Below are 20771 nucleotides of genomic sequence, written 5' to 3' on the forward strand. Positions count from 1 at the left end.
ATCTCCCGCCACTTCAGCTTGAGCGGATTGACCTTGATCATCTCGCGCCCCTTGCCGGCCTTCTCCTCGATGAAGAACAGCAGCTCGGAGACCGCGAACAGACCGACGATGGCGATGATGAAATCGACCCCTTCGTAGAGCTCCAGCACGTTGAAGGTGTAGCGCTGGGTGCCGGTGGAGAGATCGATCCCCACGGTGGCGATGATCAAGCCGATGGCTGCCGCCATCAGCGTCTTCATCGGGTTCTTGCCGGTGATACCGCCAAGCGTCGCGAAGGCCAGTACGAACAGGGCGAAGTACTCGGCCGGGCCGAACGTCAACGCGAACCGGGCCAGCAGCGGCNNNNCCGTCGAGGCAGGTCATCATCGCCGGTTCGTCACCGGGGATGTTCAACAGGATCGACGAAATTCGTCCGCCGTACATCGCCCCGGCGTAGACCGCGGTGAGCATGATCAGGGCGGTCTCGGGCTTGAGCCCGAGGGTGAAGGCGAGCGGAATCAGGATCGCCACGCCGTTGGCCGGGCCGAGACCCGGCAGCGCGCCGATCAGGGTGCCGATGAAACAGCCCATCAGGGCGAACATCAGGTTCTCGGGCTGCAGCGCCACGCCGAAGCCGAGCGAGAGATAGTGCAACGTCTCCATCAGTGGATCTCCAGCAGGCCGAGCGGCAGCGGCAGTTCGAGCCCGTAGGTGAACAGCACGAACACCACCACGCCACTGATCAGTCCGGTGAGATAGGCCTTCACCGGGCGCGCGCCCATGCGCCAGCACAGCGTGCCGACGGCGAGCATGGTCGAGAGGATGAACCCGAGCGGCTCGAGCAGCAGCGCGTAGGCGATCAGCACGACGACGGCAATGCCCAGCTCCAGGAAGGTCCTGGCCACCGGCCAGTGGTTGTCCGGGTCGGGCTTGACGATCATGTACAGGCTACAGATCGCGAGGATGACGGCCAGCAGCTTGGGAAAGGTCTCGGGACCCACGGCTTCCGATCCCCCGAAGGGGACCGGAAACTGGGTGGCGCCGTAGTAGTAGGCGACGGCGATCACCAGCATGACCAGGCCGAAGACGCGGTCGTTGAACTTGCTCATTGAATCAGCCCGATTTCCTTGGAGAGCGACTGGATATCCTGGATCTGCTGCTTGACGAAGGCTTCGAACTCGCTGGAGTCCGGGTGGAACGGCATCAGGCCGTTACTCTTCATGACCTTCTTCCACTGGTCGCTGGCATAGAGCTTGTCGATGGCATCGACCCAGTACTGCTTGGCGTCGTCATCGATGTCGGCCGGCATGTAGAAGCCGCGCCAGTTCGCGCCGATCGCATCGATACCCTGCCCCCTGGCAGTGGGAATCGTGGAGAACGCTCCTGGAAGGCGATCCTCGGAGAGCACGGCCAGCACGCGGATGTCACCGGACTCGAAGAACCCCTTGGCTTCGGTGATATCACCGGTGAACGCGCCCACATGACCACCGACAAGCTGGGTCAGCGCTTCGCCGCCGTTGTTGTAGGAGAGATAGGGAATCCGCGGCAGGTTCTCGACCCCGGCCGCCTTGGCCGCGATCAGCACCTTGAGGTGATCCCAGCCGCCGTTGGCGCTGCCGCCGGCGAACTTGACCGCTCGCGGATCCTGCTTCATCGCGTCCATCAGCTCGTTGAGGTTATGGTAGGGGGAGTCCTTGGAGACCGCGATCACGCCGTAATCGGCGCCGATCGTTCCCAACCAGTTCACCATGCTCGCATCCATACCCGGAAACTGACCCTGAGCCAGACGCGTCACCGTCGATGTGGAAGCCGCAACGAGCAGGTCATCGTCTCCACGGCGCTTGCTCACGGTGTGAGCGAAGGCAACGCCACCCCCCGCCCCTGCCATGTTGATAGTCTGCATGGTCTTCGGCATGAGCCCGAGCTCTTGGAAAACGTTGGCTGCGTTTCTGCAGGTGAAGTCCCATCCTCCACCCGGATCCGCTGGCGCAATGCACTCCGTCTTGCTGCCCGGCTCGTAAGCCAGGGTCAGCGAGCTGAAAATCAGAAGGGGAAAAATAAGAAACGTTTTAATGATGGCGTGCTTCATTGTCGAACCCTCAGTTAATTATCTGCACCAACACGATCATTACCGCACCGAAACATTGGAAACAGAGAAAAACTAAACACTCGAAAACCGCCTGAGAATTCTCTATCAGATAAGCCTGTCTTTCCCAAACAGAAAACTAAAAAAAGACAAGATCTTAGCACTCAATGTTGGGTCAGGTGTTCCACTAAAGACTTAACCGCCGGGTCAAGATATCGATTGGTCTTGACGCCGACGACGAGGTCGCGCTCGGCCCAATCCTCATTCAGCGAAACCGCAACGATGGGTATGGATTTCGCATAGACCTCGATGGTCTCTCTTGGCATTATCGCCAGGCCGTATTGACAGGCAACCAGTTGGCACATGCAGTCGAAACTGCTGACTCTGACGCCAATCTTCAACTGGAAGCCGCGGATTTCAGCCTCTTTTTCCAGGTGTTCGTACAATAGACTATCGACGTGCTGAGCGACCATCGAATACTCGGCCAGCGCCTCATATCGTATGGGCGAACCATTGGCCAGCGGGTGGCCCACGGGAACTGCCAACGCCAGCTCATAGGTTCGATACCGAAAGATCTCGATATCGGGAGGAGTGGATTCCGCGGAAAAAACGCCTAGATCCGCTTCACCCTCTCTCAAGGCGCGAAGGATGGCGCCCCCCACCCTCCCTTCGATATCCAGGTTGATTTTAGGGTACTTATGTCGAAAAGAAGCGATATCGAATGGTAGAAACTGCGAGAGGGCGGAGGTGGTAGCGCAAATCCTGACATTCCCACGAATCTCTTCGGAAAAGCTCGCCAGCTCCTCGTCCATTTCTTCGATTCGGGCAAAGACACGGCGCACGTGAACCAGCAGCGCCTCTCCCGCCGTGGTCAATTCCACCCCGCGCGCAAAGCGCACGAACAGGGGCGTTCCGACCCTGCCTTCGAGTTCGGCTATCCTCTTGCTGACTGCGGAGACGGCGATATGGGCTCTCACGGAAGCCCGGGTCAGGCTTTTCTCCTCCGCCACACAGAGAAAAATATTCAACGAGGCAAGGTCGTGTTTCACCGGTTCCTCTAGACGGTTGATCGCTCCTGACTAATAGGCCCGAAGCGCGTTCAGCTGTAGAGCATCGTAATCCAGACCATGCTCGAGATGATGCCGGAAGGCTGCAAGCTCCCTCTCACCCGGCAACTGCACGGGCCTTTCGTCATCGATAGCCGGCGTATCGTGGATGATATCGAAAAAGTCGCTCATCCTCTCGCCAAGCCAGCCCTCTCCGCCCAATCCTTGAGTATTGATGGTCAAAAAGAAGTGGCCCAGATTCTGTGGCTGGTCGGGCTGCTTGTCCCAGGCTTTGACATGATTGAGATAGGCCGCCCCTGACAGAACCCCCGCCAGCATATCCACGGCGAGTGCCAGGCCGTAGCCTTTATGCCCCCCGATCGTCTGCAGCATACCGGCAAGCGCTTCGTTGGGGTCGCTCGTCGGAGCACCGCTGGTATCCACCGCCCAGTCGAGCGGAATCGACTCTCCCCGGTCCCTCGCGGCTCGAATCTTCGCTCGGGCGACCGTGCTCAGCGCCATGTCCAGCAGAAAGTGCTCCCCGCAGGGATTGGGAAAACCGAAGCCGAGCGGGTTGTTGCCCAACTTTGGGGAAGTGCCACCATAAGGAGCTATCGTCGTCGTGGCATTGCTGGCGATGAAGCTCATGAACCCCTGCTCGGCGGCCATGAACGAGTACGGCATGACAGGGCCGAAGTGATTGCTTCCCCTGACGAAAACCATGCCGACACCGAACTCCGAGGCCATCTTCATGGATTGAGAAAGTGCCCTCTTGCCGAGCAATGGGCCAAGCGCATTATCCCCGGCGAGCGTAGCGACGGTAGGGTAGGATTGGTGCCATTCGATCCGAGGATTGGCGTTGATCCCGCCGACTTTTATCCTCTCGCCATAGGACATGATGCGCGCCACGCCATGGGTGTGAATCCCCATCATGTCAGCCATGACCAGCACATCCGCCACGTCCTCGGCTTCGTCCGTCACGAGACCGAGGCGCACCAGTGCCTCGATCGCGATACCTTTCAATTCTGCCTGTCCAATCTTTCCCTTGGGCATATCCGCCATCGCCATTTCCCCTATCAAAGTGCCAACGAGAGCTGGCAGATTATCCCCCGCATCGGACAGGGAGAATTTCTTTCTGGGAAAGGGAGCTTTCTCGTAATCACAAGCAGCGTCAGGAACGTCGACCGTCGGCAACCGCCCTCGTGGTGACCAGCGGTTTATCGATAGCTCGACCGTTTCCCGTCGCGGGCGTTTCGACCCGCCCGAGTCGCGCCTTCCCATCCCGACCCGAATGAAAAAGGCCCCGCCAAAGCGGGGCCATCCAGTGCTGCCAGCGCGTCACGCCATCCCGACATCAGGACGGCCTGGCTGCCGGCAGAAATTTCGCCTTGAGCTTGCCCGCGAACATCGGCACCAGCACCACCAGGGCGGCGGCGATCCAGAGCCCGATCGACAGGTTGGACTGGAACAGGATGCCGACGTCACCACCGCTGATCGAGAGCGCCCGGCGCAGGTTCTCTTCCATCAGGCCGCCCAGCACGAAGCCCAGCACCACCGGTGCCAGCGAGAAGCCGAACTTGCGCAGCAGATAGCCGAAAACGCCGATGACCAGCATCAGGTAGATCGCCATCAGATCGGAGTGCAGCTGGTAGACGCCGACGAAGGCGAGAATCGCCACGCTCGGTACCAGCAGCCAGCGCGGCACCTGCAGTACGCGGGCGAACACGCCGGCCAGCGGCAGGTTGAGCAGCAGCAGCATGACGTTGCCGATATAGAGCGAGGCGATCAGGCCACCTACCACCACCGGCTGTTCGCGGAACATCATCGGGCCGGGGTTGATGTTGTAGAGCATCAGCGCGCCCAGCAGGATCGCGGTGGTGCCGGAGCCGGGAATGCCCAGCGTCAGCATCGGCACGAAGGAACCGGCGGCGGAGGCGTTGTTGGCCGCTTCCGGCGCCGCCAGGCCGCGCATGTCACCGGTTCCAAAGGTATTGTCGCGGTCACTGATGCGTTTTTCGGTGGTGTAGGCCACGGCACTGGCGACGGAGGCGCCGGTGCCCGGCAGCACGCCGATGACGAAGCCGATCACGCTGGAGCGCAGGATCGCCCACTTGCAGTAGAGGACCTCGCTCATCTTGACCATCACGCGGCCGATTGGCGCCATCTCGCCATCCTGGTCGTGGCGGAAGGCGTGCTCGAGCATCAGCAGAATCTCGCTGACCGCGAACAGGCCGATGATCATCACCACGAAATCGATGCCATCGTAGAGTTCGGGCATATCGAAGGTGAAGCGCAGCACGCCGGTGCCGGAATCGACACCGACGGTCGAGATCAACACGCCGAGCACGGCGCCGATCAGCGTCTTGATCGGATCCTTGCCCATCATCGCGGACATGGAAGCGAAGGCGAAGATCATCAGGCCGAAGAATTCGGCGGGACCGAACTTGACCGCCACGATCGCCAACAGTGGCGCAAACAGGGTCAGGCCGATGATCGCGATGGTCGCTCCAATGAACGAGCTGACGGCGGAGAGTCCCAGGGCCGGCCCAGCCAACCCCTTTTTGGCCAACGGATGGCCGTCCAGCGTGGTCATGACCGCGCCGGCATCGCCGGGCACGTTGAGCAGAATGCTCGACATGCGCCCGCCGTACTCGGAACCGGTGTAGATGCCCGCCAGCAGGATGAGTGCGGATTCCGCCGGCAGGCCGAGGGTATAGGCCAGCGGCATCAGAATGGCGATGCCGTTGATCGGGCCGATACCCGGCAAGGCACCGAACAGGGTGCCGAGCAGCGCGCCGAGGAAAGCGAGCCCGAGATTGAGCGGCGTCAGCGCGACGCCGAAGCCCTGGATCAGAAAATCGAACATGGTTAGTTGCTCCCCAGCAGCGGCTCGATCCAGCTACCGGTCGGCAGCGAGATTCCCAGTCCGTAGGTGAATAGCAGATAACTGCCCACCGCCAGCAGCAGGCCGCCGACGACCGCTTTCAACGGCGCGGCACCGAACAGCCAGGCGATGATGATGCTGACCAGGGCGGTCGTCACCAGGAAACCGAGGTTAATGAATAGCGCCGCATAGAGACCCAGCACCGCCATGGTGAAGAGCAGGCGCAGCAACAGCGCGCCGGTCGGCCACTCACCGCTGGCGCCCGGGCGCACGAACAGCACGACGGCCAATACCGCCAGCAGACCCGACAGTATCAGCGGAAAGGCTTTAGGCCCGACCGGGTCGTAACTGAACGGCACTTCCAACTGCCAGGCCTGGACGGCGACGAACGCCGCCAGACCGAGCAACAGCAAACTCAGGATTCGGTCGGCGGCGAGTTTCATTGGGTCAGACCCACTTCTTTGGCCAGTTGCTGGAAGTCGGCAACCTGGTCTTTCACGTACTGATGGAAGTCTTCACCGAACTTGGCCATCGGGAACAGACCGCGCCCTTCACGCAGCTTGGCGAAGCTCTCTGTCTCGCTCAGCGCTTTCAGGCGGTCGGCCCACGCCTGATAGTCTTCGTCGCTGACATCCGGCCCCATGTAATAACCGCGCCAGATCGGCCATTCGACGTCGTAGCCCTGCTCCTTGGCGGTGGGGATGTCCGCGTAGGGCCCACCCATGCGCTCTTCGGAGAGAGACGCCAGAATCCGGATCTCACCGCTGTCGAGCTGTGGTTTCAGCTCGGCCAGGTCGCCGGTGAAGACCTGAATGTGCTCACCCAGCAGTGCGGCCAGCGCTTCACCGCCACCCTCGAAGGAGACGTAGCGCAGCTTGCGTGGATCGACGTCGTCGGACTTGGCCATCAGCGCCGCCTTCATCCAGTCCTGGCTGCCGACCGTACCACCGGCACCGATGACCACGCTGGAGGGGTCCTTCTTCAGCGCTTTCATCAGTTCGTCAAGGTTGGTCCACGGCGCATCCTGGCGGACGACGACCGCGCCGTAGTCCACGCCCAGCGCACCGACCCAGCGCACGTCGTCGACAGTGTGCTGCTGCCCGAACTTGCCCAGCGCCAGGTTGAGCGCGGCACCGGTGCTGGCGGCCACGATAAGGTTGGGATCGTCGTCACGTACGCCGGTAACGTGGTTGTAGGCGACGGCACCGATACCGCCCGGCATGTAGCTGACCATCATCGGCTCGTCGATCAACTTGGCTTCCTGCAGGCCATTGGCTGCCAGCCGGCATGTCAGGTCGTAACCGCCCCCCGGTTTGGCCGGCGCGATGCACTCCGGCGGCTTGGCCTGGGCCTGGACGGCACCGGCCAGTAGCGCACCACCGGTAACGGCGGCGACCAGCCAGCGATGAAAGCCTTTCGCTTTGGACACGTGATTGTGAGGCATGCTGTGCGTCTCCTACCTGGGTTGTTATGCTCGCAACGCTCATGGCGGGCACCGGACTCGGGCCGGTTTTGCCCACCGACAGCGCGATGCTAGAGCGCTAACCTTTCATCAACCTGTCATCTAAACCTTTGTCGTATAGAACATTAGTCGCATAAGGCATGGGGATCCGATGACGCGAGACACCGTCATGCATCTGCTCGTGATCGAGGATGACCCGCTGCTGTCGCGCTCGCTGACCCAGGCGATGACCCGCCATGGCTATACCGTCGATGCCCTGGCCCGCATCGACGATGCCATCCAGGCGTTGCGCCAGGGTCGTTTCGATCTGGTACTGCTCGACCTCGGCCTGCCTGACGGCAGCGGCCTCGACGTGCTGGAGTGGATGCGCGCCCATACCGACTCGACGCCGGTGATGATTCTCACCGCGCGGGATGCACTGGCGGATCGGGTACGCGGGCTGGACCTCGGCGCCGACGACTATCTGGCCAAGCCGTTCTCGATCACCGAACTCGAAGCCCGGGTGCGGGCCCTGCTGCGCCGCAGCCAGCAACGGCTCGACAACAACGTTCGCTTCGGTGGCCTGGTACTGGATACCCGGTCGGCCAGCGCCTGGCTGGACGGGACGGCACTCGATCTGCCGAGGCGCGAGTTCAGCCTGCTGGAAGCGCTGATGCTCAACGCGGGGCGTATCGTGCAGCGCGAAGCCCTGGAGAACCGCCTGTTCGGCTTCGAGGCGGTGGGGGCCAACGCCCTGGACGTCTATGTCAGCCGGCTGCGCAAGCGCCTGGCCGGCTCCGGCCTGTCGATTCGGACGCTCCGCGGCCTGGGGTATCGGCTCGAGGAGCCGCGGGCGCCCTTCGAGAAGGGGCGGCCCGAGTGATGCCACCTCGCACCTCGCTCAAGCGGCGGCTGACGCTATGGCTCGTGGTGATCGTCGCCGGGCTGGGAACGCTGCTGCTGATCGAGGCCTACACCAGCGCCCGCAAGGCGGCGGACCGCGCCATGGATGGCCAGCTCGAGGCTGCCAGCCTGACCATCGCCGAGTCGCTGCAGTGGCCGGAAGGCAATCCCACCCTGGAGATGCCCGCCTCGGCGCTGCAGATCCTGGCCACCCGCTGGCAGGAGAGGGTCTTCTACTGGTTGCAGGCGGATAACGGCACCACGATCACCCAGAATGCCGACCTGCCGATCACCGAGGCGATGCGGGCCGAAGCCCGGCAAGGACCGGTCTATCTCGATGCCCGCTACGACGGCCAGCCGATTCGCCTCAGCGGCCGCGAGGTGGACTCCGCCGGCTGGGATACCCAGGAGCCGGTGCAGTTGTGGGTGGGCCACACCCGCCATGGGCGCGACCTGCTGGCGCGGGAGCTGTTCCGGAAGAGCGCGACCCGCTTCGCCGCGATGGTGCTGATCACCGCGGCCCTGGTGGGGATCGCGATGCACACCATGCTGGCGCCGTTGCGACGCCTGCGCCAGGCGCTGCGCGATCGTCGCGCCGAGGAGAACAGCCCGTTGATGCTCGACGTGCCGCGGGAGATGCAGGAACTGGTCGAAACGCTCAACCGCTTGTTCGCCGACCAGCGCCATCATCGAGACGCGCTATTGCGCTTCATCGCCGACGCCTCGCACCAGCTCAAGACCCCGCTGGCGGGGCTCCAGAGCACCAGCGAGCTGGCGCTGACCAGCCACGAGCCCGGCGTCTGGCACCAGGCCCTGGTCACCGTCCACGACAGCGCCGGGCGTACCAGCCGCCTGGCCGGACAGATGCTGAGCCTGACCCGCCTGCAGCATCTGGGGCCATTGCATGAATGTCAGCCGCTGGCACTGGATCAGTTGATGCGCGAGATCACCGTCGACTGGGCCGATCGCCAGGACAGCCGCGATCACGACCTCGGGCTCGCCATCGAGGCACCGGCTCCGGTCTGGGTCGAGGGCGAGAGCTGGGCCCTGCGCGAACTGCTCAACAACCTGATCGACAATGCCTTTCGCTACACGCCACCCGGCAGCGAGATCACGCTGGCGCTCCGCGGCGATGATGCGTGGGTGACGCTGGCCATCGAGGACGACGGCCCCGGCGTCGACGCCGAATCCCTCGACCGTCTGACGCGACCCTTCGAGCGCGGACATCGCCAGGACACCCACGGTTCCGGGCTCGGCCTGGCCATCGCCGACTCCATCGCCGGGCGTCACGGCAGTCGGCTGGAGGTATCCAACCGCGCTCCTCGAGGGCTCAGAGTCTGCCTGACGCTGCCTCGCTGTCAGCCGCCCGAGGGGGGCGCGGGATGACCAGACAGCTCCACCTCGGCCTAGGTCTAATGCTGTCGCTCTGTCTCGGTGTCGGCGGCAGTGGCACGGCCCGCGGGGCCGAAAGGCTGATCATCGAAGCGGCCCTGGATCGGCAGATCGTCGAGCCGGTGCTGGCCGCCTTCGCTGCCGAGAACCCGCAGATCGACCTCGACTACCGCGATCGCTCCACGCTGGAGGTCGACCGCCGGGCTCGGGATCCAGAATCGCCGCCGGACGTGGTGATCAGCTCGGCCATGCCGTGGCAGCTGGCGCTCAGCAACGACGGGATGGCCCAGCCCCTCGACGCCCCGGAGGCCGATCAGTGGCCGGCGTGGGCCAAATGGCGCAACGAGGTGTTCGGCTTCACCTTCGAACCGGTGGTGATGGCCTACCGGCTCGAGCTCGCCTCGCACATGCCGCCGCCGGAGACCCACCGCGACCTGCTCGACCTGCTGACCCACTATCGCCAGTGGCTCGACGGCCGCGTGGTCAGCTATTCACCGCGCGAGAGCGGCGTGGGCTACACCTTGTTTCAGCAGGATGCCCGCTACACGCCCCGCGCCTGGGACCTGATCGCCGCCATGGGCGCCGCCAATGTCGACTTCGAAGCCACCACCCAGCGCATGCTGGAGGGGCTCAGCGACGGTCGCTACTGGCTCGGCTACAACCTGCTGGGCTCCTATGCCATGGTCTGGGCCCAGAGCCATCCCGATATCATCGTCCAGGTCCCCAACGACTACTCGCTGGTAATGATGCGGATGGCGTTCGTCCATCGCGACGCCCCTCATCCGGCGGCGGCCAGGCGCTTCGTCAGCTTCCTGCTGAGCCAGCGGGGCCAGCACATCCTGGCCGGCCAGACGCCGCTGTTCAGCGTGCGCGACGATGTCGTCGGCCCCTACACCGCGCAGCGGCTGCGCGATCAGGTGGGCGATCACCTCTATCCGATCCCGATCAACGCCACGCTGCTGGCGTTCGTCGATCCGCTGCGCCGCCAGGCCTTTCTGCGCCGCTGGGATCGCGAACTTCAGATCCTGGAACCGCCGGAACAGTAGTCGTCTCGCGCCAAGGGGCGCGATCCACCCGCCGAGGTCTGTGTCCGGCAGCGCAATGCCGTAAGATATGCCGCCGCGACGTCGCAGCGCCTGCCAGCGCTGCGATCAAAGACATAGATCACCGAGAGTTCCGGATGAGCACGCCAGCCACGACCACCGCCCACTCGACAAGCCAGGCCCGACGCGCCGCCATCGGCAGTTTCGTCGGCGCCGTGGTCGACTGGTATGACTTCCTGCTCTACGGCATCGTCGCTGCGCTGGTCTTCAACTCGCAGTTCTTTCCCAACGTCAGTCCGGCCGCCGGCACCCTGGCAGCACTGGCCACCTTCGGCGTCGGCTTTCTGTTTCGTCCGCTCGGCGGTCTGGTATTCGGTCATTACGGCGACCGCCTGGGTCGCAAGCGCATGCTGATTCTTACCGTCATCCTGATGGGCGGTGCGACGGCGCTGATCGGTCTGCTGCCGACCTATGCCCAGATCGGCGTGTGGGCGCCGATCCTGCTGGTGACGCTGCGCGCGGTGCAGGGCTTCGCCGTCGGCGGGGAGTGGGGCGGCGCCGCCTTGATGGCAGTGGAGAGCGCGCCACGCGGTCGCCGCGCGTTCTACTCCAGTGGCGTCCAGGTCGGTTACGGCGTGGGCCTGATCCTGGCCACCGGCAGTGTCTCGCTGCTCAGCTACTGGCTGAGCGATGCCGATTTCACCGCCTGGGGCTGGCGCCTGCCGTTTCTGTTCAGCGTGGTGCTGGTACTGGTGGCGCTGAAGATCCGTTCGAGCCTGGAAGAGTCGCCGGAGTTCGTCGAAGCGGTCGAGCACAACGACCAGACGCCGGCCAGACCGCCGATCCTCGAGGCGCTTAGACGCCACCCCAGCGCTTTCGTCACCATCATCGCCATGCGCCTGGCCGAACTGTTCACGATGTACATCGTCACCACCTTCGCGCTGAGCTACTCCACCGGCTATCTCGACCTGTCGCGGGATCTGTTTCTCCACATCGGGCTGCTGGTCGGCGCGATCAGCTGCGTCACCATCCCGCTGTTCGCGTTCCTCGCCGACACGCTGGGGCGTCGGCGCGTCTACATCACCGGCGCCATCGTCGGCGTGCTGGCCGCGTTCCCGTTCTTCATGGCGCTGCAGGCCGGTTCGATCCTGTGGATCGTGGTATTCGCCGTGGCGCTCGCCAACCTCGCCCACGACATGGTGGTCAGCGTGCAGCAGCCGATCTTCGCCGAGCTGTTCGGCACCGCCTACCGCTACAGCGGCGCCGGAGTCGGCTACCAGGTCGCCAGCGTGATCGGCGGGGGGTTCACGCCGTTCATCGCCGCCGCGCTGGTGGATTTCTACGCTGGCAGCTGGACGCCGGTCGCGATCTACCTGGCCGCCGGCTGCCTGCTCTCCGCCGTGGGCGCGGCGTGGATGCTGCGAAAGCGAGGGGCATGACGCGATCGAGCCCCGGCCGCTGACCATCGCCCGCCCCGAAACCCCTTACGACCAACGTCGCACTGCTTCGCCATAGACGAAGCCTCGCTTTGCCAACCGGTAATGGCCAGCCGTCGCCGCGGCTGGCTATAGTCCTTCGTTTGCTGCCGCGCCATGTCGGCCGTGCCGCGCCGAATTCGTGTCGCCATCGTGCACGCCATCGAGGTGCCTTGATGAAAAGAAGAATCAGTGAACCGGTCAAGAAGCCGCTGGTCTGGATCGGCTTCGTCATTCTGTTCGCCCTGATCAATCCCTGGTATTTCCCCGCCGGCTCCTGGTCGCCGCTATTCTTCGGCGTCCCCTACTGGGCCCTGATCATCCTGCTCGCCTCGCTGGCGTTGTCGATCTTCATCACCTGGGTGGTGAAGACGCAATGGGAGACCGGCGCCGACGAAGACGAGGAGCCCTGACGATGGAAGTGGAACTGGCCTTCAGCGGATGGTCCGGCATTCTGGTGCTGATGCTCTACGGCGGCCTGATGCTGGCCGTGGGCATCTTCGCTTTCCTGCGCAATCGCAAGGTTCGTGAAAGCCTCGACGAGTACTACCTGGGCGGACGTGGCCTCGGGGTCATGGTGCTGTTCTTCACCTTTTTCGCCACTCAGTACAGCGGCAACACCGTGGTCGGCTACCCGCCCACGGCCTACCGGCTCGGCTACCAATACCTGGTTTCCGTACCGTTCTTCATCATGATCATCATGGTCTACCTGCTGTTCGCACCCAGGCTCTATGCGCTGGGCCGACGCTTCAACCTGCTGACGCCGGTGGACTGGATCGATCTGCGTTTCCGTTCGAAGAAGGTCACGATCCTGGCCGCGATCCTGATGCTCTACGGTCTCGGCAACTATCTGCTGGAGCAGTTCGTCGCCATCGGCCAGGGCGTATCCGGCCTGACCGGTGGCACGATTCCCTATCAGGTCGGCGTGGTGTTCTTCATCGTGATCATGGTCGCCTATAGCTGGCTGGGTGGCATGCGCTCGGTGGCCTACACCGACACGATCCAGGGCATCGCCCTGCTGTTCGGGGTGTTCACGCTGCTGATCGGCTCATTGATCTACCTCGGCGGGTTGCCGACGGCAGCCGAGACGATGATCGCCGAGGCGCCGGAGAAACTGGGTGCGCCAAGCGGGGGTAGCCTCACCACCTGGTTCTGTCTGCTGGTGCTGGTGGGTATCGGCGCGGCGATCTACCCGCACGCTTTCCAGCGGATCTTCGCGGCTCGCAGCGAGCGTACGCTCAAGCGCTCCTTCATCCGCATGGCCTACATGCCGTTTCTGACCGCCGGGGTGGTGTTCATGGTCGGGATCATCGGCATCTCCGCCTTTCCCGACCTGACCACCGCGGAGTCCGAGCAACTGGTGGGTATGATGGCCAACGCGCTGGCCAACCAGAACGCCTTCTTCTATTGGGCGATGGTGCTGCTGTTCGGTGGCGTGATCGCGGCCATCGTGTCGACGGCCGACTCGGTACTGCTGACGTTCTCGTCGATCGTCTCCAACGACCTCTACGGACGTTACATCGCGCCCGGCGCCGATGAGTCGCGCAAGATCCTGGTAGGCAAGCTGGTGGGCGTGGCCGCCGTCGTCGTACTGGTACTGATCGCCTGGTATCCACCGGGAACGCTCTATCAGATCTTCGTGCTCAAGTTCGAGGTACTGATCCAGACCGCGCCGGCGCTGATCCTCGGCCTCTACTGGAGCCGACTCAATACCCAGGCCGTCTTCACCGGCATGCTCGCCGGCACCATCCTGGCCGCCGTCTTCACCTTCGCCGGCTACCGTCCGCTGGGCGTCTACAGTGGCCTGTGGGGATTGCTGCTCAATCTGATCGTGTGCGTGGGCGGGAGCCTGCTCAGCCAGGCCACCGAGGCAAACCGACAGCGGGCACTGGAGGTGATCGGCTGGCAGCGCTGACCGGGGACATCCGCTGATCGCGGAGGACGGGCACCCTCGAGTGAATCCACTTGCCGGTGGCCCGTCCGACGCTCATGCTACTAGACTTAAGTCTAATTCGTAGTGATCAGAGCCTCGTGAATACCATCCTCGGCGCCATCATCCCTATCTTCATCCTGCTGGGCATCGGCTACCTGGCCGTGCTCAAGCGGGCCGTGAACAAGACGCACATCCAGGGCATGGGCCGCTACGTGATCAACATCGCCCTGCCCGCGCTGGTGATCCAGGCACTGCTGCAGCGCCCGCTGGACGAAGTCTTCAACGTACCCTACCTGCTCGTCTATGGGCTCGGTTCCGGGCTCGCCTTCGCCATCACCTTCCTCCTGGTGACGCTGCGCGGCGATGCGCCGCTGGAGCGCCGGGCGATGTATGCACTCGGCACCTCGGCCTCCAACAGCGGTTTCATCGGTTATCCGGTGGCGGTGCTGGTCATCGGCCCCGCGGCGGGTATCGCCCTGGCGCTCAACATGCTGATCGAGAACCTGCTGGTGATTCCCACGGCGCTGGTGCTCGCCGAGCTCGGCCGTCAGGCCCGCAGCGGCATTTGGGAGACGGTGAAACCGGTGGTCGTGCGCGTTCTGCGCCACCCCCTGATCATCGCCATCGCCGTGGGCACGCTACTCGCCTCGCTGGACCTGCATCCGCCGGCACCGATCGCCCGGGTGCTGGAGATGCTCGCCGCGTCATCGTCACCGGTGGCGCTGTTCGTGATCGGCGGCACGCTGTGCGGCCTGCGCGTGCGCGGCATGGTCAAGCGCGTGACCCGAGTCGCGCTCGCCAAGCTCACCCTGCACCCACTCTGCGTACTGCTGATGATACTGCTGGTGCCGGGGCTCGATCCGGTCTTCGCCACCGCCGCCATCGTCTTCGCCTGTGCGCCGATGCTCTCGATGTACCCACTGCTTGGCCAGCGCTATGGCTTCGGCGAGCTGGGTACGGCGGCGATGGTGATGGCGACGATACTCTCCGCGCTGACTCTGGCGCTGGGTATCTGGCTGAGCCATCTGTGGTTCGTCTAGCGCGAGCCCGCTCACCTAGCCCCTCGGGGAGCGCAGCGACTCCAGCGCCTGCTTGCCCTGCAGGGCAGCCATGCCCGTCGGCGTGACATCGAGCGTGTCGCTGAAGATTTCCAGTGACAGCGGCCCCGAGTAACCGGTCCGTTCCAGTGCGGTCATGAAGGCGTCGATGGGCAGCTCACCGTCGCCGGGGAAGGCGCGTCGATGGCGACTCAGCGCCTGCAGGTCCTGCCCTCGCGGCCACGGCGAGTCGGCCAGTTGCACCAGGCCGATCCGGTCGCCCGGGATCGTGGCGAGGGTTTCCAGTTCCAGCTCCCGGGCAAGAATGTGGTAGCTGTCGAGCACGATGGAGAGCGCCGGATGATCCGCCTGACGGACGATCTTCCAGGCATCGCGATAATCGAAGAGATGGCGCGCCCAGGCCAGCGCCTCGAACCCGATCCGCATCTCTCTTGCGGCAGCCAGCTCGGCCAGTTCGTGCAGGGTTTCGGCTGCCCGGCCATGATCGTGATCGGCCTCCTCCCGCGTGTTGCTGCAGGCAAGCAGAAAGTCCCCACCGAGTTCGGCCAGGGTATCGAAGTGGCGCTTGGCCTGGTCCAGCCTCTTTCGATGCAGCTCGGGCGGCAGCGCCTCGGCATCGCGAAAGGGCTGCAGCGCCACGACCGTCAAGCCGAGTTCGCGGCAGCGATCGCCGACGGCCCGCGGCGACAGCCCGCTCGACCGCAGGTCGTCGACGAAAATCTCCACGCCATCGAACCCGGCCCGCGCGATCGCCTCGAGCTTGTTCATCAACTCGCCACTCAGGCAGAGCGTCGCCATCGCTCCCGTCGTCATCTCTCCTCCCGATCGTTGCCAGACGGCCCCCGCTTAGCGTAGTCGATCCGCCACCCTCTCGAGGCGCTGGTATACTGCCGCCTCGCTCGTTTCTGGAACCGCCATGATCTCCTCCTCGGTTACCGCTCCTCCCTGGCGTCAGGGCGTGTCGTTACTGGCCCTGCTGGGCGCCCTGGGCTGGCTGTTGCTGGGAAGCGCCGACGGCTCGGTACTGCAGGCCGGTATCGTCGTGGTGCTCTGCATCGGCCTGTGGGCCACCGGCTGGCTACCGCAATGGCTGACCGCACTGATCTTCTTCACCCTGTGCACCGTGGCCAAGGTGGCCCCGGCCTCGACGGCATTCGCCGGTTTCGAGTCGGCTGCGACCTGGCTGGTGTTCTCGGGCATGGTGATCGGCGCCGCGATCAATCACACCGGCCTGGGTGAGCGCGTCGCTGCCAGGATCGGCCCCCACCTCGCCTCGGGTTATCCACAGGCGGTCGTGGGGATCGGTCTGCTAGGATTGATCGCGTCGTTCTTCATGCCGTCGGCGATGGGCCGGATCGTGCTGCTGGTGCCGATCCTGCTGATGCTGGTCGACCGCTTCGGCTACGCGCCGGGCGATCCAGGCCGCATCGGCATCCTGCTCAGCGGCATCATGTCGAGCTTTCTGCCCACCTTCACGATCCTGCCGGCCAACGTGCCCAACAATGTGCTGATGGGCGCCAGCGAAGCGGTTCTCGGGTATTCGCCCAGCTACGGCGAATACCTGCTGCTGCACTTTCCCGTGCTGGGGCTGCTCAAGTGGGCACTGATCATGGCGTTGATCCTGTGGCAGTTCCGCGCGGCGCCACCGTCACCGTTCACGGCCGAGGCACCTTCCCGGCTGGGGCGCGGCGGCAACCTGATGGGCGTGCTGCTGGGCTTTGCCGTGCTGATGTGGATGACCGATGCCTGGCACGGCATTTCTCCGGCCTGGATCGGCATGCTGGTGGCCCTCGCCTGCCTGTTCCCCGGTAGTGGCCTGCTGCCGGCCCGTCCCCTCCAGCAGATGAATCTCGAGCCATTCATCTACGTGGCGGGGATCGTCAGCCTGGGGGCGCTGGCGCATCAGAGCGGGCTGGGCGAGGCGATCGCCGGTCGGCTGCTCGACGTGCTGCCGCTGTCACCGCAATCGACCGCCGGTAACTTCACCTGGCTCGCCGTGATCGCCACGATACTGGGCATGCTGGTCACGCTACCCGGCGTGCCCGCGGTGATGACACCCCTGGCGCCGCAGCTGGCCGACGTCACCGGATGGTCGCCATCGGCCGTGGTGATGTCCCAGGTGATCGGCTTCTCGACCGTGGTATTCCCCTATCAGTCGCCACCCCTGATCATCGGCCTGCTCACCTCCGGCGTGACCATTCGTCAGGCCATGCGGATCACGGTGCCGCTGGCACTGATCACCATCGTGCTGCTGTGGCCGCTCGACTTCGGCTGGTGGCGCTGGCTGGGCGTGATCTGAGCGGGCCGCGATTTTTTGCTCCGGAGCCGGGAATAGATCACCTAGACTGAACGTCATACGAGACGCGAGCTGCAACTCGCGGCGCGCGGCGAGTGAAGCGATACGCATCCAGCCGCGCGCTGCCAGCGTATCCACAACATGCCACTGTTGGCGGTTGGAGACTCATCATGTTGATCAAGATTGCCAAGCCCGGCGACCTGCGCGAATCGGACGTCACCCCGGAATCGGTCTATCTCTCGCGTCGCCGCTTCATGGGCGGCGTGATCGGCGTCGGTGCGGGGCTGGCACTGGCCGGCCGCGCCCAGGCCGCCGCTTCCGACTACCAGGACGTACCGGCCGGCAATCCGCCGGACTGGTTCGGCCCCAAGCTCGAGAATGCCGAATGGGACAGCGTGGTTCCCGCTGACCCGAAACTGGACAAGCTGACGCCCTTCGAAGACGCCACCCACTACAACAATTTCTACGAGTTCGGCACCGGCAAGAGCGACCCTGCCCGCAATGCCGACTCGCTCGAGACCCAGCCGTGGAGCGTGGTGATCGACGGCGAGGTCAACAACGGCGGGCGCTTCGCCCTCGAGGATATCGTCAAGCCCTCTCGACTGCAGGAGCGCATCTACCGGCTGCGCTGCGTCGAGGCGTGGTCGATGGTGATCCCGTGGCTGGGCATTCCGCTGGGTGACGTGATCCAGCGTGCCGAGCCGACCTCGAAAGCCAAGTACGTCAAGTTCGAGACCCTGGTCGCACCGCAGCAGATGCCGGGGCAGAACTCCTCGTTCGCGCTGATCGACTGGCCCTACACCGAAGGCCTGCGCATGGACGAGGCGATGCATCCGCTGGCGATTCTCGGCCTCGGCATGTATGGCCGCGAGCTGCCCAACCAGAATGGCGCGCCCTTCCGGTTGATCGTGCCGTGGAAGTACGGTTTCAAGAGCATCAAGTCGATCGTGCGCATCTCGCTGGTGGAGCAGCAACCGGTCAACTCCTGGCAGGCGATCGCCCCGAACGAGTACGGCTTCTATGCCAACGTCAATCCGCAGGTGGATCACCCGCGCTGGAGCCAGGCCACCGAGCGCCGGCTGCCCAACAGCCTGTTCAATCCCAACATCATCGATACCCGCATGTTCAACGGCTACGCCGACGAGGTCGCGAGCCTCTATCAGGGCATGGATCTGAGGAAGAACTTCTGATGGCGATGCCGCGCTATACGCTGACGCTCTGGCGCATCATGGTGTTCATCGCCGCGCTGGCGCCGCTGGGCTGGTGGAGTTACCAGGTCGCGATCAACGCGGCCGGGCCGGAGCCGGGAAGGTACCTGTTGCTCAATATCGGTCAGGGCATTCTATGGATGCTGCTGCTGACTCTTTCCCTGACGCCGCTGACCAAGTTGACGCGCTGGAAAGGCTTCACCCTGATCCGGCGCCAGCTCGGCCTGTGGACGCTCGCCTACGCCGTGCTCCACCTGTTCTGCTATGCCGTCTTCATTCTCGGCCTGGATCTGTCACGCCTCGGCAGCGAGATCGTTCGCCGTCCCTACATCATCGTCGGCATGCTCGCCCTCGCCGGGCTGATCGTGATGGGCGTGACCTCCAACAAATGGTCGATGCGCAAGCTCGGCAAGCGCTGGAAGACCCTCCACAAGATCGTCTATCTGGTGCTGGGCCTGGGGCTTTTGCACTTCCTGTGGGTGGTTCGGGCCGACCTGGAGCAGTGGAGCCTCTATGCCGCCGTCGGCGCGCTGCTGATGATTCTGCGCATTCCGCCCATCGCCCGGCAGTTGCCGAAATTCCGCCAGTTGATCAAGCGACCCCACCGCGCGCACGCCTGACCTCTTGGGTGTACGCTTGCGGCCTGCGCTCAGAACCGCGTCGCGGCGTAGGGCGCGGGATCGACATAGGGTGTCTCGCCGCAGATCATTTCCGCCAGCAGCCGCCCGGACGCCGGCCCCAGGGTAAAGCCCTGATGGGCGTGCCCGAAGTGCAGCCACAGCCCCGGGTGCCTTGGCGCCGGGCCGATGATCGGTTTCATGTCGCTGGTGCAGGGGCGAGCCCCCAGCCAGGACGCGGCTTCGACCGCCTCGCCGAGCTCGAGAATCTGGCGCGCCGCGACCTCGGCCCTGCCGGACTGCAGCGGGGTGGCGCGGGCATCCAGACGTGCGAATTCGGCGCCCGTGGTGATGCGCAGCCCACGGTTCATCGGCGCCAGCATGATGCCGTTTTCCGCATCCAGCATCGCCATGCTGAGCGGCTTCCGCATCGTGTAGTGGCGATGATAACCGCGCTTGACGAACAGCGGCAGGCGATAGCCCAGCCGCCGGGTCAGCGTATCCGCCCAGGGGCCGAGCGCAATGACCGCCTGTTCGGCATCGATCACACCGTCCTGGGTGGTAACGCGCCAGCCCTTACCGTGTTGCGCCAGCGTCGTCGCGTCACCGTTGACGAAATGGCCGCCACGCTGCCGGAAAAGGTCGGCATAACTGGCGACTAGGGCACCGGGATCGCGTACCGACCAGGGTTGGGTCCAGTGCACCGCCCCAGCCATGGGATGTCTCAGCCCCGGTTCCAACCGACCGAGCTCGGCGCCGTCGACGACCGTATGCTCGACGCCATATTCCCGCTGCAGCCGTTCGGCGTGCGCGATGCCCTGGGCCATGGCGCTCGGTGTCCGAAACGCCGTGCGCCAGCCGGTCTGGCGCACCAGCGCATCGGCACCCGCCTCTCGAATCAGGCTATCGTGCTCGCTCAGGCAGTGCTCGATCAGCCGGCTGTATTCACGTGCGACCCGGGCGTAGCGAGACGGCGACGACCACCACCAGTACTGCGCCAGCGGCGAAGCCAGCCTGGGCAGCGCCAGCGGGTGATAGTTGACGTCGATGCCGCCCTTGCGCATGACCTTGAAGATCATGCGGCTGTCGTGGGGAAACGGGTAGGGCTCGACGGCCTCGCGCTGAATCAGTCCGGCGTTGCCATAGGAAGTCTCCTCCCCCGGCGCCCGCCGATCGATCAACGCCACCTGCCTGCCACGGCGCTGCAACTGCAGCGCCGTCGACACGCCGATCATGCCAGCCCCCAGCACCAGAACATCCGCTTGCATCACCACGCCTCGCGTCATCACCAACAGTGCTTCCACATTACAACGTTCCGTCGCCAGCGCCACCCGTCAACCCCACTTCGATGCCTCCAGGCGACGCCGCTCAAGGCTTTCGGCCACACTCCCGGTCCCGCCTCCCCTGGCT

At 64.3% G+C, this 20771-nt stretch carries 19 protein-coding genes and 1 pseudogene; 10 read left to right on the forward strand and 10 right to left on the reverse strand.

What is annotated here, in order from left to right; genetic code table 11:
* The 8 genes and pseudogenes from DOM45_RS20250 to DOM45_RS00040 form a co-directional block, all read right to left on the reverse strand.
* Positions 1 to 642: pseudogene (locus tag DOM45_RS20250) on the reverse strand (tripartite tricarboxylate transporter permease); the annotation flags it as partial.
* Positions 642 to 1088: a tripartite tricarboxylate transporter TctB family protein gene (locus tag DOM45_RS00010; RefSeq protein ID WP_110597473.1), complete on the reverse strand. Its 447-nt coding sequence runs from the start codon at positions 1086 to 1088 to the stop codon at positions 642 to 644. The gene DOM45_RS00010 and the pseudogene DOM45_RS20250, both read right to left, overlap by 1 nt.
* A complete protein-coding gene (locus tag DOM45_RS00015) occupies positions 1085 to 2068 on the reverse strand; it encodes a Bug family tripartite tricarboxylate transporter substrate binding protein (RefSeq protein WP_110597474.1) in 984 nt (327 codons plus the stop codon). The genes DOM45_RS00010 and DOM45_RS00015 overlap by 4 nt, the downstream gene beginning before the upstream one ends.
* Before the next feature lie 161 nt (positions 2069 to 2229).
* Positions 2230 to 3114 carry a LysR family transcriptional regulator gene (locus tag DOM45_RS00020; RefSeq protein ID WP_110597475.1) on the reverse strand — a complete coding sequence of 295 codons (885 nt, stop codon included), beginning with the start codon at positions 3112 to 3114 and terminating at the stop codon, positions 2230 to 2232.
* Between the two features lie 30 nt (positions 3115 to 3144).
* A complete protein-coding gene (locus tag DOM45_RS00025; protein WP_205909352.1) occupies positions 3145 to 4305 on the reverse strand; it encodes an Ldh family oxidoreductase in 1161 nt (386 codons plus the stop codon).
* A gap of 160 nt (positions 4306 to 4465) precedes the next feature.
* Complete coding sequence (locus tag DOM45_RS00030; RefSeq protein ID WP_110597476.1) at positions 4466 to 5977, reverse strand: tripartite tricarboxylate transporter permease; 1512 nt, start codon at positions 5975 to 5977, stop codon at positions 4466 to 4468.
* 2 nt (positions 5978 to 5979) lie between these two features.
* A complete protein-coding gene (locus DOM45_RS00035; RefSeq protein ID WP_110597477.1) occupies positions 5980 to 6438 on the reverse strand; it encodes a tripartite tricarboxylate transporter TctB family protein in 459 nt (152 codons plus the stop codon).
* On the reverse strand, positions 6435 to 7439 hold the full coding sequence (locus DOM45_RS00040) for a Bug family tripartite tricarboxylate transporter substrate binding protein (protein ID WP_110597478.1): 1005 nt from the start codon (positions 7437 to 7439) through the stop codon (positions 6435 to 6437). The genes DOM45_RS00035 and DOM45_RS00040 overlap by 4 nt, the downstream gene beginning before the upstream one ends.
* Before the next feature lie 187 nt (positions 7440 to 7626).
* Between DOM45_RS00040 and DOM45_RS00045 the strand changes: the two genes are divergently transcribed.
* The 7 genes from DOM45_RS00045 to DOM45_RS00075 all read left to right on the forward strand — a co-directional run bounded on the left by DOM45_RS00045 (position 7627) and on the right by DOM45_RS00075 (position 15222).
* Positions 7627 to 8319 (forward strand): response regulator, encoded by a 693-nt coding sequence (locus tag DOM45_RS00045; RefSeq protein ID WP_110597479.1) that lies wholly within the window; start codon positions 7627 to 7629, stop codon positions 8317 to 8319.
* Positions 8319 to 9725 carry a sensor histidine kinase gene (locus DOM45_RS00050; protein ID WP_110597810.1) on the forward strand — a complete coding sequence of 469 codons (1407 nt, stop codon included), beginning with the start codon at positions 8319 to 8321 and terminating at the stop codon, positions 9723 to 9725. The genes DOM45_RS00045 and DOM45_RS00050 overlap by 1 nt, the downstream gene beginning before the upstream one ends.
* Positions 9722 to 10777: an ABC transporter substrate-binding protein gene (locus DOM45_RS00055; protein ID WP_110597480.1), complete on the forward strand. Its 1056-nt coding sequence runs from the start codon at positions 9722 to 9724 to the stop codon at positions 10775 to 10777. Before DOM45_RS00050 ends, DOM45_RS00055 begins: the two co-directional genes overlap by 4 nt.
* A gap of 134 nt (positions 10778 to 10911) precedes the next feature.
* A complete protein-coding gene (gene shiA, locus DOM45_RS00060; protein ID WP_110597481.1) occupies positions 10912 to 12213 on the forward strand; it encodes a shikimate transporter in 1302 nt (433 codons plus the stop codon).
* Positions 12214 to 12425: 212 nt separating this feature from the next.
* Positions 12426 to 12662, forward strand: a complete 237-nt coding sequence (locus DOM45_RS00065) for a hypothetical protein (protein WP_110597482.1) — start codon at positions 12426 to 12428, stop codon at positions 12660 to 12662.
* Positions 12663 to 12664: 2 nt separating this feature from the next.
* Positions 12665 to 14164 carry a sodium:solute symporter family protein gene (locus DOM45_RS00070; RefSeq protein ID WP_110597483.1) on the forward strand — a complete coding sequence of 500 codons (1500 nt, stop codon included), beginning with the start codon at positions 12665 to 12667 and terminating at the stop codon, positions 14162 to 14164.
* 116 nt (positions 14165 to 14280) lie between these two features.
* Positions 14281 to 15222 carry an AEC family transporter gene (locus tag DOM45_RS00075; RefSeq protein ID WP_110597484.1) on the forward strand — a complete coding sequence of 314 codons (942 nt, stop codon included), beginning with the start codon at positions 14281 to 14283 and terminating at the stop codon, positions 15220 to 15222.
* Between the two features lie 15 nt (positions 15223 to 15237).
* On the opposite strand, the gene DOM45_RS00080 is transcribed toward DOM45_RS00075, so the two are convergent.
* A complete protein-coding gene (locus tag DOM45_RS00080) occupies positions 15238 to 16053 on the reverse strand; it encodes a sugar phosphate isomerase/epimerase family protein (protein WP_110597485.1) in 816 nt (271 codons plus the stop codon).
* 103 nt (positions 16054 to 16156) lie between these two features.
* On the opposite strand from DOM45_RS00080, the gene DOM45_RS00085 reads away from it, so the two are divergent.
* From DOM45_RS00085 to msrQ, 3 genes are all read left to right on the forward strand, one after another.
* Positions 16157 to 17539, forward strand: coding sequence for an SLC13 family permease (locus DOM45_RS00085; RefSeq protein WP_110597486.1), 1383 nt, complete (start codon positions 16157 to 16159; stop codon positions 17537 to 17539).
* A gap of 167 nt (positions 17540 to 17706) precedes the next feature.
* Positions 17707 to 18726: a protein-methionine-sulfoxide reductase catalytic subunit MsrP gene (msrP, locus tag DOM45_RS00090; protein ID WP_110597487.1), complete on the forward strand. Its 1020-nt coding sequence runs from the start codon at positions 17707 to 17709 to the stop codon at positions 18724 to 18726.
* The gene (gene msrQ / locus DOM45_RS00095) at positions 18726 to 19364 is read left to right on the forward strand and encodes a protein-methionine-sulfoxide reductase heme-binding subunit MsrQ (protein ID WP_110597488.1); all 639 of its coding nucleotides are present in this window, start codon (positions 18726 to 18728) and stop codon (positions 19362 to 19364) included. Before msrP ends, msrQ begins: the two co-directional genes overlap by 1 nt.
* Positions 19365 to 19393: 29 nt before the next feature.
* On the opposite strand, the gene DOM45_RS00100 is transcribed toward msrQ, so the two are convergent.
* Positions 19394 to 20665, reverse strand: a complete 1272-nt coding sequence (locus DOM45_RS00100; RefSeq protein ID WP_240612237.1) for an NAD(P)/FAD-dependent oxidoreductase — start codon at positions 20663 to 20665, stop codon at positions 19394 to 19396.
* Between the last annotated feature and the right edge of the window lie 106 nt (positions 20666 to 20771).

Source organism: Salinicola lusitanus (assembly GCF_003206045.1).
Lineage (GTDB): Bacteria > Pseudomonadota > Gammaproteobacteria > Pseudomonadales > Halomonadaceae > Salinicola > Salinicola lusitanus.

Bases quoted from the DNA above. Each gene is read 5' to 3' on its own strand.
- DOM45_RS00030 (WP_110597476.1), bottom strand. From the start codon at position 5,977: ATGTTCGATTTTCTGATCCAGGGCTTCGGCGTCGCGCTGACGCCGCTC.
- DOM45_RS00045 (WP_110597479.1), top strand. From the start codon at position 7,627: ATGCATCTGCTCGTGATCGAGGATGACCCGCTGCTGTCGCGCTCGCTG.
- DOM45_RS00015 (WP_110597474.1), bottom strand. From the start codon at position 2,068: ATGAAGCACGCCATCATTAAAACGTTTCTTATTTTTCCCCTTCTGATT.
- msrQ (WP_110597488.1), top strand. From the start codon at position 18,726: ATGGCGATGCCGCGCTATACGCTGACGCTCTGGCGCATCATGGTGTTC.
- DOM45_RS00055 (WP_110597480.1), top strand. From the start codon at position 9,722: ATGACCAGACAGCTCCACCTCGGCCTAGGTCTAATGCTGTCGCTCTGT.
- DOM45_RS00080 (WP_110597485.1), bottom strand. From the start codon at position 16,053: ATGACGACGGGAGCGATGGCGACGCTCTGCCTGAGTGGCGAGTTGATG.
- DOM45_RS00050 (WP_110597810.1), top strand. From the start codon at position 8,319: ATGCCACCTCGCACCTCGCTCAAGCGGCGGCTGACGCTATGGCTCGTG.
- msrP (WP_110597487.1), top strand. From the start codon at position 17,707: ATGTTGATCAAGATTGCCAAGCCCGGCGACCTGCGCGAATCGGACGTC.
- shiA (WP_110597481.1), top strand. From the start codon at position 10,912: ATGAGCACGCCAGCCACGACCACCGCCCACTCGACAAGCCAGGCCCGA.
- DOM45_RS00040 (WP_110597478.1), bottom strand. From the start codon at position 7,439: ATGCCTCACAATCACGTGTCCAAAGCGAAAGGCTTTCATCGCTGGCTG.
- DOM45_RS00070 (WP_110597483.1), top strand. From the start codon at position 12,665: ATGGAAGTGGAACTGGCCTTCAGCGGATGGTCCGGCATTCTGGTGCTG.
- DOM45_RS00010 (WP_110597473.1), bottom strand. From the start codon at position 1,088: ATGAGCAAGTTCAACGACCGCGTCTTCGGCCTGGTCATGCTGGTGATC.
- DOM45_RS00065 (WP_110597482.1), top strand. From the start codon at position 12,426: ATGAAAAGAAGAATCAGTGAACCGGTCAAGAAGCCGCTGGTCTGGATC.
- DOM45_RS00035 (WP_110597477.1), bottom strand. From the start codon at position 6,438: ATGAAACTCGCCGCCGACCGAATCCTGAGTTTGCTGTTGCTCGGTCTG.
- DOM45_RS00085 (WP_110597486.1), top strand. From the start codon at position 16,157: ATGATCTCCTCCTCGGTTACCGCTCCTCCCTGGCGTCAGGGCGTGTCG.